Source organism: Yersinia rochesterensis, assembly GCF_003600645.1.
Classification (GTDB): Bacteria; Pseudomonadota; Gammaproteobacteria; order Enterobacterales; family Enterobacteriaceae; genus Yersinia; species Yersinia rochesterensis.
Window position 1 is genome coordinate 915409 of the sequence record NZ_CP032482.1, and the last position, 12676, is coordinate 928084.

The following is a 12676-nucleotide window of genomic DNA, read 5'->3' on the forward strand; positions in this document are numbered from 1 at the left end:
TCACTCAGTCATGTTACATAAATTTTTCTTATGAGTTAATTTTGATAATGTGATACTTATCACGAAATATTGTTTGCTGTCTAATTTTTTATTACTACAATTAATATTCATGGATTTGATGAATTTATACTCCTTATTTATTATCATGCTAATAATTAATATGCATAATTGATGCAGACATTATAGATATAGGAGAATTTTTATCTTGGTCTAATGGGGTAAAATTACATGCTCAATAGAATTGTTATTGTCGGTGGTGGCACTGGCGGTACTATTTTAGCTAATTTATTAGCAGCTAAATTGCATCGAGATATTCTTGATAATAAAGTTGAGTTAATACTTATTTCTGACTCTCCGATTCACTACTATAAACCCGCTTTTATGTATGTCGCTTTTAATTTGTTTTATAAGCAAGAGTTGGAACGTTCACAACAAAGTTTATTGCGGCCAGAAGTCAATTTCATTGTCGATAAAGCGGAGGATTTCGATTTATCTAAAAGAGAAATATCATGTCGCAGTGGGAAAAAATATAATTATGATTTTTTAGTGTTTGCAACAGGGTGTATCCCTCGCCCGAATAGAATTGAAGGCCTGGCTGAAGCGGGCGATCATTTTTATCAATATGCGGCTTCCCGTCAATTGGCTGATAAATTAGCTAAAATAGAGAAAGGCCGTATTCTTATCACGGTCTCATTCCCGCAAACACCTAATGTACCCCATCAATGTGGCATTGCTCCGATAGAAACTACACTGATGTTGGATGACTATCTCCGCCGTCGTGGGGTGCGTAATGCCATTGAAATTGCTTATACCTATCCCACAGTTTCTCAGCTTTTGCGTAATTGCCTTTTTTTACAAAGGCCTACGGGAGAAGTTCTACCCAATATTTTTGCAGCTAAAGATATCAAACATCAGCGCGGTTTTACGCTGCAAAAAGTCGACCCCGATAAAAAGATTGCCTATTCCGCCGAGGGAGACGAGCAACCCTTTGATATATTGATGAGTACTCCGCCGATTACGGCTGTGGATGTTGTGCGTAACACCGGATTGAGTGAATGGGATAACGGGGAGGGTTGGTTACCGACTGACCATCAAACTCTGCAAGTCTATGGGCAGCCGGGGGTCTATGTTATTGGTGATACCGTTGACTTGCCGATTAGCAAAGCAGGCGGTTCCTGTCATAATCAAGCGCCTGTTATTGCTGACAATATTGTCTCTGAACTGCGCATCGGCTATCCCACCAGTTACTATGATGGAAAAGTACAAGCACTGGCCCAAATGGGGCTGAATGCGGGTATGCCACTGTGGTACGACTACCGTAATGATGTGATGCCAACACCACCGACCAAGATGGGGGGAATGCTGCGTAATGGTTTTAACCGTGGCTTATATTGGGCCACTGTCCGTGGTCTTATTTAATAAGGGAAAATATGAGCGAACATCAATCAGATGAAAATCATGTTGATAAAGCAATAGCGCCTGAGGTCGATTTCACGGAATTGCTCAATAAGTTACAGCCCTTATTAGCGGGAGGACGGTTCAATAATGTAGTAGATATGTTGTCATTATTCTCTGATGTGATTGATATTGCAGATAATGCTTTAGTTGAGAAACTTTCTGGCATATTCGAAGGTATTGTTTCTGTCGGTTGGGAAAGTGGCAATGCATTAAGAATGGCAAATACTGAGCTGAGACTTAATCAAGAAACTGTTAATTATCGTTCGTTGTACTCTTTATTTCGTGATCGTGAAACGCTAGTCGGGATTACCTTATTATTACGGACGTTACAGATAATCGGTCAAAGAATTAATGCCACAAAAATACCGCCGCCATAAAATCATAAAACTGTTTTTATGAGGACATATTAATATCGATGCAATCAGAAAGTCTTTTTTTACCCGAGCTATACATTATGGTGATAATCCGCCAGAGAATTTAGGCGCATTACCGCCACCGGTTTATATAAGCGCTACATTTCCAAGCGCTGAATATGGCGGGGCTTGTTTTGCCGGAACAGAAAAAGGTTATTTTTACTCAAGAATCAGTAACCCAACATTATATTTATTGGAGCGCCGTATTGCCATACTGGAAGGCGGCATGGCGGCATGCCGGCGTGGGTCGCTTTTTTGAACGCGCTTCAGCTCATTTATCGTGCAGCCAACTTGGGCGACGGTGAAATATTAGCGCAGCATCCAGTCAGCATGATGCACTCCTCTTATACCCCCGAAGAGCGGCGTCAACATTTAATTAGCGATGGGTTAACCTGCTATTTTACAGATTAACCTATTGTTATCACTTGCTTATTTTGCCGAGAATAATCTGAATATCGCTTATAAGTCCCGCCTGAATCACATCTCTTGCACTGCTGCCGTGCAGATAACTTATCAGCCGTTATCCTTAATGATTACTTGAATGATTCAGCAACAATGCATAAAGGAAGATAACCAATGAAATTGAAATACTTACTGTTACCGGCGATGCTTTTCTCCAGCAGTTTATTGGCGGCAGATGTTACCGTCACATTGAATGAAGCTCTGCCAACTGGCAATGGAAAGGCGCTGGGTACTGTTACTGTGACCGAAACGCCTTATGGTTTACTGTTTACGCCAAATCTGACCGGGCTGGTTGCGGGTATTCATGGTTTCCATCTCCATGAGAATCCAAGTTGTGCTCCGGGGCAGAAAGACGGTAAAGCTGTTCCCGCATTGGCTGCGGGCGGCCATTTCGATCCGCAAAAAACCGGGACGCACCTTGGGCCTTATAGTGATAAAGGGCACTTGGGTGACTTGCCGGGGTTGGTGGTCAATGCCGATGGCACTGCGACTTACCAAGTATTGGCTCCACGTCTGAAATCGTTATCAGAGGTGAAACAGCATGCGCTAATGATTCATGCTGGTGGTGATAACTATGCCGACCATCCCATGCCTTTGGGGGGTGGTGGTGCGCGAATGGCTTGTGGTGTCATCGAGTAACGGCCTGATACAAACAAACTGGTAGCCTCGGTGTTGCCAGTTTGGTCGCAGCCAGGGAATCTGCGATAATCACGTATTGGTTTGAATGACGATAGAGATGCTAATGCAGTACCCGATTAATGAAATGTTCCAAACCTTGCAGGGCGAGGGTTACTTCACCGGCGTACCGGCGATTTTCGTGCGTTTGCAGGGTTGCCCAGTTGGTTGTAGCTGGTGCGACACCAAACATACCTGGGAAAAAGCGGCCGATCGGGAAGTCGATATGCAGCGCATCATGGTAAAAACGGCGGAAAGTGATGTTTGGGGAACGGCCAGTGAACAGCAGCTACTGGATATCTTCCGTCAACAAGGGTATACCGCTCGTCATGTGGTGATAACCGGCGGTGAACCGGCTATTTACGATTTGCTCCCTTTAACATCACAGTTGGAGCAAGCCGGTTACAGTTGTCAAATTGAAACCAGCGGTACTCATGAAGTGCAGTGTTCCGCCACCACGTGGGTGACGGTTTCGCCAAAAGTGAATATGCGTGGTGGCCTAAAAGTATTGCCACAGGCATTACAGCGCGCAGATGAAATTAAGCATCCGGTGGGGCGTTTACGGGATATCGAAGCACTAGAAGCACTGCTGGTAACACTGACGGATGACAAAAAGCGGATTATTGCTTTGCAGCCGATTAGTCAGAAAGAAGAAGCCACCAAGCTCTGTATTGAAACTTGTATCGCCAAGAATTGGCGGCTGTCGATGCAGACACATAAGTATTTAAATATCGCTTAATCCCCTTCGGCCTTGTCGCTGCAGCTGTGTTGCGGCGTTCATTTACCCGAATCACTGACTTATGTAAGCTCATCGGGGTTCATTTACTTGCGGCCTTGCTGTAACGCCAATGACTTTGGGGATCAATTTTATTCACCGCGATTTATTACCCGCGATAAACACAACCCGCCGAACAGGTCTCTTTTACCATGACGGCGCTGAGTTCTGGTAATTGCGGTTTAAGCTGTTGCCAAATCCAACAGGCCAGCACTTCACTGGTCGGATTCTCCAGACCGGGAATGTCATTCAGATAGTGATGATCCAAACGTTCCCAAATTGGCTTGAATGCAGCCTTGAGATCAGCAAAGTCCATCACCCAGCCGGAGTGAGCATCAACTTCACCTGTGACCTCAATACGGACCATAAATGAATGGCCGTGCAAACGACCGCATTTGTGGCCCTCTGGGACATGAGGCAACAAATGGGCGGCTTCAAACTGAAAATCTTTAAATAGGGTGGTGCTCATCATTCTGACCTTATTGACTCAAAAACCGCCGCATAGTACCCGAAAGCATGGATACTGGCTATGAATGCACGTAACTGTGTGCCCTATTGGCTTAGATGAATTTTGCTTGTCTTCACGTATTCCACTGATTTTTATACAGATATAATTAATTTGTGATGAGATGTCAGTGGGTGAAAATTTCCTAATAAGTTGAACACTTTAACTCATATCTATTACCTGAAAAACCACTTAGTCGTTTTGGTTATTTATTATTTCCATTGCTTCTTTAATTGTTATTATCGGGATGGTTAATCTTACAAACTATCAAGACTTTTGAGCGCAAACTGTTCGCACTAATAGCTGTCCGTGCCTACCGTGGCTAAGCATAAAGGAATTAGTACTGCAATGACGACTCAGGTTCCTCCTACTTCTTTACTCCCGTTATCGCCGGAGCAGTTGGCCCGCTTGCAAGCCGCGGTTGGTGAGTTTTCTCCCACCCAAATGGCCTGGTTATCTGGCTACTTCTGGGGCATGGTTAACCAACAACCTGGCGCGGTTATTGCTCCTGTTGTGGCCGCTCCAGCAACGGCGATTACCCTGATTTCTGCTTCCCAAACCGGCAATGCGCGGCGTTTGGCTGAACAGCTACGTGACGATCTTTTGGCCGCCAAGCTTAATGTCAATCTGGTTAATGCCGGTGATTATAAGTTTAAACAAATCGCGCAGGAACGTTTGCTGGTGATTGTTGCTTCCACCCAAGGTGAAGGCGAACCAGCCGAAGAGGCCGTGGCGCTGCATAAGTTCTTATTCTCTAAAAAAGCGCCTAAATTGCCAGAAACCGCCTTTGCGGTGTTTGGCTTAGGCGATACTTCCTATGAGCATTTTTGCCAGGCGGGTAAAGATTTCGACAACAAATTGGCTGAGTTGGGGGCGCAGCGGTTAGTTGATAGAGTGGATGCTGATGTGGAATATCAAGAATCAGCACAACAGTGGCGACAGCAGGTTGTTGCGGCCTTGCAAGCCAGAGTGCCAGCCCAATCAACAGCGGCGGCGGCGGCCACAAAAAGTGGTGTGGTCGATGAAATTACCTCTAGCCCTTATAGCAAAACCGCGCCACTTACCGCGCAGTTATCGGTACAGCAAAAAGTGACGGGGCGTCATTCTGAAAAAGATGTGCGCCACATTGAAATTGATTTAGGGGACTCCGGGCTGCGCTATCAGCCGGGTGATGCTCTGGGGGTCTGGTTTGATAATGACCCTGCATTGGTCGACGAGTTGCTGGCGCTATTGTGGCTTAAAGGTGATGAGCCGGTCAGTATTGATGGGCAGAATATATTGGTGTCGCAAGCGCTGCGTAGCCATCTTGAACTGACGCAAAATACCACGGTGATTGTCGATAAATACGCCGCACTGTCCCGTGATGAGAAATTGATTGCTTTGCTGGCGGATAAACCGGCGCTGCAACACTATGCGAAGAACACTCCGATTGTGGATATGGTGCGTCAGGCCCCCTCTGATCTCAATGCCGATCAATTGGTTGCACTGTTGCGGCCACTAACTCCTCGCCTCTATTCCATTGCTTCCTCACAAGCTGAAACTGAGAATGAAGTGCATATTACCGTCGGTGTGGTGCGCTATGAGATTGATGGTCGTCCACGTACTGGCGGTGCTTCGGGGTATCTGGCGGATAGATTGGCGATGGATGACGATATTCGCATCTTTATCGAACATAACGATAACTTCCGTTTACCGGCTAACCCAGAAACGCCAGTGATAATGATTGGGCCGGGAACCGGCATCGCGCCGTTCCGCGCCTTTATGCAGCAGCGCGAAGCCGATGGAGCCACAGGCAAGAATTGGCTACTTTTCGGTAACCCACATTTCACTGAAGATTTTCTCTATCAGGTTGAATGGCAGCGCTATGTCAAAGACGGCTTACTGACCCGCATTGATCTGGCTTGGTCGCGCGATCAAGCCCATAAAATATATGTACAAGACAAACTGCGCGAACAAGGTGCAGAACTGTGGGACTGGATCCAACAAGGTGCCCACATTTACGTCTGTGGCGATGCCAACCGCATGGCGAAAGACGTTGAGCAAGTTTTACTGGACGTGGTGGCTCTGCACGGCGCGATGGATGCTGAGCAGGCTGATGAATATTTAAGTGAGCTGCGCCTGGCGCGCCGTTATCAGCGGGATGTGTACTGATGAATGAAAAACACCCAGGGCCATTAGTTATTGCTGGAAAACAGGTCGTGACTGGAAAGCTTTCTGACGGCGAGCGCATGAAGTCACAGAGCAATTTCCTTCGCGGGACTATTGCAGAGGACTTGAATGACGGGCTGACCGGCGGCTTCAACGGCGATAACTTCCTGCTGATCCGCTTCCACGGAATGTATCAGCAAGATGACCGCGATATCCGCGCCGAACGGACGGAACAGAAGCTTGAACCTCGTCATGCCATGATGCTGCGCTGCCGTTTGCCCGGAGGGATTATTACCCCGCAACAGTGGCTAGGAATTGATAAATTTGCTGCGGATAACACTTTATACGGCAGCATCCGTATCACTAACCGCCAGACATTCCAGTTTCATGGCATTCTGAAAGGAAATGTGAAACCAGCCCACCAGTTGCTCAATCAATTGGGCTTGGATGCATTGGCGACGGCAAACGATGTTAACCGTAACGTACTCTGCACCTCGAACCCGGTGGAGTCAGTGCTCCATCAGGAAGCCTACGAATGGGCGAAGAAGATTTCTGAACATTTGTTACCACGTACCCGTGCTTACGCTGAAATTTGGCTGGATGCAGAAAAAGTCGCGACCACGGATGAAGAACCGATCCTCGGTGCGACTTATTTGCCACGTAAGTTTAAAACTACAGTCGTCATTCCGCCGCAAAATGATGTCGATCTCCATGCTAATGACCTCAACTTTGTTGCGGTGGCGGAGAAAGGTAAATTGGTCGGTTTTAACGTGTTGGTTGGCGGTGGGCTATCCATTGCTCACGGTGATAAGAATACTTACCCACGTAAAGCCAGTGAATTCGGCTATATCCCGTTGCAACATACTTTGGCTATTGCAGAAGCGGTGGTGACCACCCAACGTGACTGGGGCAACCGCACTGATCGTAAGAATGCTAAAACCAAATATACGCTAGAGCGCGTCGGTGTTGATGTGTTTAAGGCCGAAGTTGAAAAGCGCGCGGGTGTGAGTTTCTCTGCCATCAAACCTTACCAATTTACTGGCCGCGGTGATCGTATTGGCTGGGTAAAGGGCATCGACAAAAAATGGCATTTGACCTTATTTATCGAAAATGGCCGTTTGCTGGATTACCCCGGCCGCAGTCTGAAAACCGGCGTGGCGGAAATTGCTAAAATCCATCAGGGCGATTTCCGTTTAACTGCCAATCAGAACCTCATTGTGGCGGGGGTACCGGAAAAAGACAAAGCGCGCATTGAAGCATTGGCCCGTGAACACGGCTTGATGGATGACAATGTCAGCCCGCAGCGTGAAAATTCGATGGCCTGTGTTTCGTTCCCAACTTGCCCATTGGCAATGGCGGAAGCTGAACGTTTCTTGCCGGAATTTGTCACCCGTATTGAAGGTATTTTGCAGCAACATGGTTTGCCTGATGAACATATTGTGATGCGCGTCACCGGCTGCCCGAATGGTTGCGGCCGTGCTTTGCTGGCTGAAGTTGGGCTGGTGGGGAAAGCTATGGGCCGCTATAACCTGCATCTGGGCGGCAACCGCGAAGGCACGCGGATACCGCGCATGTATCGTGAAAACATTACCGAAGATGAAATCCTGGCGATTACCGACCAGTTAGTCGGGCGTTGGGCTAAGGAACGCCATACTGATGAGGGTTTCGGCGATTTTGTTATTCGTGTCGGTGTTATTGCTCCGGTGATAGATTCAGCCCACGACTTTTATGATGTTCAGGAGGCGGTGTGAGTCAATTCAATCTCAATGAACTTAATGCGCTGCCGAAAGCGGAACAAGCCGCGGCATTGGCGCTGGTTAATGGGCAACTGGAGCATTTAACCGCGCAAGAGCGCGTCAGTTGGGCATTAGAAAATCTGCCCGGTGAGTTTGTGCTCTCTTCCAGTTTTGGTATTCAGGCGGCAGTTTGTTTGCATTTGGTGACGCGGCAGCTCCCTGATATCCCGGTGATCCTCACGGATACCGGCTATCTGTTCCCGGAAACTTATCAGTTTATTGATTCTCTCACTGAAAAACTTCAGCTTAATTTGCAAGTGTTTCGTGCCCCTCAAAACCCCGCCTGGCAAGAAGCTCGCTATGGCAAATTGTGGGAACAGGGTGTTGAGGGGATTGAGCGCTATAACGACCTGAATAAAGTTGAGCCGATGAACCGCGCACTGGAAACTTTAGGCGCTCAAACTTGGTTTGCGGGCCTGCGCCGTGAGCAATCGGGCAGCCGGGCAAAGTTACCGGTTCTGGCGATTGCACGCGGTGTTTTCAAATTGCTCCCTATTATTGATTGGGATAACCGCCAAGTTTATCAGTATTTGACCCAAAATGGTCTGAGTTACCATCCATTGTGGGAGCAGGGTTATTTATCTGTCGGCGATACCCATACAACCCGTAAATGGGAGCCGGGTATGAGTGAAGAAGAAACGCGCTTCTTTGGCCTAAAACGTGAATGCGGTCTGCATGAAAGCTGAATGTGACAGAGAGATAAAAGGGCGCTCATAGCGCCCTTATTTTTTGCGGCAAAAAATTATTTTTTAGCGCCAGCTAACGTTTGTATCAGCGGCAACAATATCCGCACCGTGTTATGTGTGCGTTTAGTGATGCGGCCGGGCAAGAACTTGTCCAGATAGTTTAAGTTATCTAGTGGGCTTTGATGGCGGGTTGTTCCCTGTGGAAAATGTTTACTGATAGCCCGTTGTTGGCAACCATCCTTATGACCCAATGTGTAATTACTGGCTTCTACGGATAACACCGGTATTCCAGCGGCATCAAAGGCATTTTTCTCCGCCTTGCATGAGGCGGTCACTTGACCTTTTACTGTGGTGGCAGTAATGCCATAGCGGCGGGCCAGTGTCAGCGCTAGATCCTTTGCAGTAATGGCGGCGGGCTGATTATTGGCATTAAAATAGAGGCGATCGCCGGTGATCAAATTATCTAAATTGATCACCAGTAATGTGTTCGCTTTTTCAGCCTGGCTCATTCGTTGCAGATAATTTTCTGTTCCTTGCGCACCAATTTCTTCAGCACTGAGCGCGACAAAACGTAAATCATAGCGCAGCGGCGTTTTTTTGAGGCGCTCCGCCAGTTCCAGCATTACCCCTACACCCGCCGCATTATCATCAACACCTTGCAGTGTTAAACCACCCAGATTTTTATCTAAATCTTCGTCGCTTTGTGGGGTGTAAGTATCAAAGTGCGCCATGATGATTATCTGTTTTTGATCATCCGCTTTGTTGGCCGCATCCTCTTTATCTGTTGATATATTTCGGGCAGCAATCACTGAAGTGGCACTGATATTTCGCCAGTTTTGTTTACCATTTTTACTGGTATAGAGATAACGGGTATTAAACCCCCGCAAATTACTCTGATAGCCCATCTGCTGAAAACGGTGATTAATATATTCAGCAGCCAGCAATTCCGCTGGGCTGCCCGCCATACGGCCCGGAAAGTAGGTGCTGATGTGGCGAACTTGTTGTTCAGCTATTTGACCGATGGCTGGCGATGTCGCTGCCTGAAGTGGCAGGACGGCAGTTAAACTCAGTGTAAATGTTAAACTCAGCGTAAAGAGTGCCCACTTTAGGCGACGGCGGGAAAACATACTGAAATATCCTTGTTAAAGTCAGAGCCACACCTACTGGCATGGACAACGCGGTATAGTATGAAACTCTCCGGGGAAATAGACAATTTGTATACTTCCTAAAGTGCGGATATTTATGTCACCAGATAAGAAAATTAGTCACAGTGATGATCAACCAGCATAGCTGGGAACCCTGTCATCACGCCTATATATCATTATGGAACTTGTAATTACTTTTAGTCATTTCATAAGGCCATAACCCCCCCCTATAGTCACCCTACGCTTATTATGTAATTGAAGGATGCTGTGGACTATCTACCTCTTTTTGCCGACTTGAAACGCCGCCCTGTATTGGTTGTTGGCGGCGGTGAAGTTGCTGCGCGAAAAATTGACTTACTCCACCGCGCGGGCGCACAGGTGCGGGTAGTGGCACAGACTCTCTCATCTGAACTTGAACAACAATCTCAGGATGGCCGCATTCACTGGCTGGCATTAGATTTCTTGCCCGAGCAGCTGGATGAGGTATTTCTGGTGATTGCGGCCACAGACGATACTGCGCTGAATGCAGCGGTTTTCGCGGCGGCAGACAAGCGGCATCTGCTGGCGAATGTGGTGGATGACCAACCTCGTTGCTCGTTTATCTTCCCGTCGATTGTCGACCGCTCTCCGCTGGTGGTGGCGATTTCCTCCGCCGGTCAGGCACCGGTTTTGGCGCGTATCTTGCGCGAGAAATTGGAAGCCTTATTGCCCAGCAGTTTAGGTGAGATGGCGGCTATCGCCGGGCGCTGGCGTGGCCGGGTTAAGCTACAAATCGCTTCAATGGGTGAGCGCCGCCGTTTTTGGGAAAATGCTTTCAGTGGCCGCTTTGCCAGTTTTGTCAGTCGTGGTCAGTTAGCCCAAGCTGAAGAGGAACTGCAATTGTCATTGGAAGGGCAGAGCATCTCTCAGGGGGAAGTTGCCTTGGTGGGGGCTGGCCCCGGTGATCCTGGTTTATTGACCTTGCGCGGTCTGCAAGTGATTCAACAGGCTGATGTGGTGCTGTTTGACCATTTGGTCAGCCCGGAAGTGCTGGATTTAGTGCGCCGTGATGCTGAACGGATTTGTGTTGGCAAACGCGCGGGGGCGCATTCGGTCACTCAGGAAGAAACCAATCAATTACTGGTCACATTGGCACAACGCGGGAAACGGGTGGTGCGGCTAAAAGGCGGCGATCCTTTTATCTTTGGTCGTGGCGGTGAAGAGCTACAAGTTGTGGCGCGTGCGGGCATACCCTTTCAGGTGGTGCCAGGGGTGACGGCGGCGAGCGGGGCGACAGCTTATGCTGGAATTCCTCTGACTCACCGTGACCATGCACAAAGTGTGACATTTATTACCGGGCATTGCCGCGCCGATGGCGATGATTTGGATTGGCAGGCGCTGGCCCGTGGTCATCAGACTTTGGCCATCTACATGGGCACGGTGAAAGCGGCTGAAATCAGTCGGCAATTAATCACCCATGGCCGAGCCAGCACTACGCCAGTGGCAGTGATTGGCCGGGGCACCCGTGCTGATCAGCAAGTTCTGACCGGCACACTGGCAGAGCTTGAATTACTCGCGCATCAGGCCCCGACACCAGCCCTGCTGGTCATCGGGGAAGTGGTGGATTTACACCACCAAATTGCCTGGTTTGGGCAACAACCGCAGACTGAACAGGCCATCAGCCCGTCAGTCGTGAATTTGGCATAAAGGATCTGTTATGGACGAAAAACGACTCACTCATTTGCGGCAATTGGAGGCGGAGAGTATCCATATCATCCGTGAAGTGGCCGCTGAATTCGGTAACCCGGTGATGCTCTATTCCATCGGCAAAGACTCTTCTGTGATGCTGCATTTGGCGCGTAAAGCATTTTTCCCCGGTCATTTACCTTTCCCGTTATTGCATGTGGATACCGGTTGGAAATTCCGTGAAATGTACGAATTCCGTGACCGCACCGCCAAGGCATTTGGCTGTGAATTATTGGTGCATCGTAACCCGGAAGGGGTGGCAATGGGCATTAACCCCTTTATCCACGGTAGCGCCAAACACACTGATATCATGAAAACCGAGGGGCTGAAGCAAGCGCTGAACAAATACGGTTTTGATGCCGCTTTCGGTGGCGCGCGGCGGGATGAAGAGAAATCCCGCGCCAAAGAGCGTATTTATTCGTTCCGTGACCGCTTCCATCGTTGGGATCCAAAAAACCAGCGCCCGGAGCTGTGGCACAACTATAACGGCCAGATTAACAAAGGCGAAAGTATCCGCGTCTTCCCGCTGTCCAACTGGACTGAGCTGGATATTTGGCAATATATCTTCCTGGAAAAAATCGACATTGTGCCGTTGTATCTGGCGAAGCCCCGCCCTGTGGTGGAGCGCGACGGGATGCTGCTGATGGTGGATGACGACCGCATTGACCTACAGCCGGGCGAAGTGATTACTCAGAAAATGGTGCGTTTCCGAACCTTGGGCTGTTGGCCACTGACCGGCGCGGTAGAGTCTGAGGCGGAAACCTTGCCCGCCATTATCGAAGAGATGCTTATCTCGACCACCAGTGAACGTCAGGGTCGAATGATCGACCGCGATCAATCCGGCTCCATGGAGCTTAAAAAGCGTCAGGGATATTTCTGAGGAGCGCC

Annotated in this window: 12 protein-coding genes and 1 pseudogene; 11 read left to right on the top strand and 2 right to left on the bottom strand. The window is 48.5% G+C overall.

What is annotated here, in order from left to right:
• Positions 1–228: 228 nt before the first annotated feature.
• From DXZ79_RS04205 to queE, 6 genes and pseudogenes are all read left to right on the top strand, one after another.
• Positions 229–1419, top strand: a complete 1191-nt coding sequence (locus DXZ79_RS04205) for an NAD(P)/FAD-dependent oxidoreductase (RefSeq protein WP_038636151.1) — start codon at positions 229–231, stop codon at positions 1417–1419.
• An 11-nt stretch (positions 1420–1430) separates the two neighbouring features.
• Positions 1431–1835: a hypothetical protein gene (locus tag DXZ79_RS04210; protein ID WP_120011124.1), complete on the top strand. Its 405-nt coding sequence runs from the start codon at positions 1431–1433 to the stop codon at positions 1833–1835.
• A gap of 34 nt (positions 1836–1869) precedes the next feature.
• Positions 1870–2106, top strand: a pseudogene (locus tag DXZ79_RS04215) (PLP-dependent transferase); the annotation flags it as partial.
• Positions 2106–2282 carry a PLP-dependent transferase gene (locus tag DXZ79_RS21290; RefSeq protein ID WP_120011125.1) on the top strand — a complete coding sequence of 59 codons (177 nt, stop codon included), beginning with the start codon at positions 2106–2108 and terminating at the stop codon, positions 2280–2282. The pseudogene DXZ79_RS04215 and the gene DXZ79_RS21290, both read left to right, overlap by 1 nt.
• 165 nt (positions 2283–2447) lie before the next feature.
• On the top strand, positions 2448–2972 hold the full coding sequence (gene sodC, locus DXZ79_RS04225) for a superoxide dismutase family protein (RefSeq protein WP_038636149.1): 525 nt from the start codon (positions 2448–2450) through the stop codon (positions 2970–2972).
• A gap of 103 nt (positions 2973–3075) precedes the next feature.
• Complete coding sequence (gene queE / locus DXZ79_RS04230) at positions 3076–3747, top strand: 7-carboxy-7-deazaguanine synthase QueE (RefSeq protein WP_038636146.1); 672 nt, start codon at positions 3076–3078, stop codon at positions 3745–3747.
• Positions 3748–3892: 145 nt separating this feature from the next.
• Here queE and queD read toward each other — a convergent pair whose 3' ends face one another.
• Complete coding sequence (queD, locus tag DXZ79_RS04240) at positions 3893–4252, bottom strand: 6-carboxytetrahydropterin synthase QueD (protein WP_050292267.1); 360 nt, start codon at positions 4250–4252, stop codon at positions 3893–3895.
• Between the two features lie 384 nt (positions 4253–4636).
• Here queD and cysJ point away from each other — a divergent pair, with 384 nt between their 5' ends.
• Genes cysJ through DXZ79_RS04255 form a run of 3 tightly spaced genes read left to right on the top strand, consistent with a single transcriptional unit; the run spans position 4637 to position 8918 of the window.
• Positions 4637–6439 carry an NADPH-dependent assimilatory sulfite reductase flavoprotein subunit gene (gene cysJ, locus DXZ79_RS04245; protein ID WP_050292265.1) on the top strand — a complete coding sequence of 601 codons (1803 nt, stop codon included), beginning with the start codon at positions 4637–4639 and terminating at the stop codon, positions 6437–6439.
• Complete coding sequence (cysI, locus tag DXZ79_RS04250; protein ID WP_038636138.1) at positions 6439–8187, top strand: assimilatory sulfite reductase (NADPH) hemoprotein subunit; 1749 nt, start codon at positions 6439–6441, stop codon at positions 8185–8187. The genes cysJ and cysI overlap by 1 nt, the downstream gene beginning before the upstream one ends.
• Complete coding sequence (locus DXZ79_RS04255; RefSeq protein WP_038636136.1) at positions 8184–8918, top strand: phosphoadenylyl-sulfate reductase; 735 nt, start codon at positions 8184–8186, stop codon at positions 8916–8918. Before cysI ends, DXZ79_RS04255 begins: the two co-directional genes overlap by 4 nt.
• A gap of 56 nt (positions 8919–8974) precedes the next feature.
• Here DXZ79_RS04255 and DXZ79_RS04260 read toward each other — a convergent pair whose 3' ends face one another.
• Positions 8975–10045, bottom strand: coding sequence for an aminopeptidase (locus tag DXZ79_RS04260; RefSeq protein WP_120011127.1), 1071 nt, complete (start codon positions 10043–10045; stop codon positions 8975–8977).
• A 285-nt stretch (positions 10046–10330) separates the two neighbouring features.
• Here DXZ79_RS04260 and cysG point away from each other — a divergent pair, with 285 nt between their 5' ends.
• Positions 10331–11749, top strand: coding sequence for a siroheme synthase CysG (gene cysG / locus DXZ79_RS04265; RefSeq protein WP_050292261.1), 1419 nt, complete (start codon positions 10331–10333; stop codon positions 11747–11749).
• A 10-nt stretch (positions 11750–11759) separates the two neighbouring features.
• The gene (gene cysD, locus DXZ79_RS04270) at positions 11760–12668 is read left to right on the top strand and encodes a sulfate adenylyltransferase subunit CysD (RefSeq protein WP_038636128.1); all 909 of its coding nucleotides are present in this window, start codon (positions 11760–11762) and stop codon (positions 12666–12668) included.
• The last annotated feature ends 8 nt before the right edge of the window (positions 12669–12676 follow it).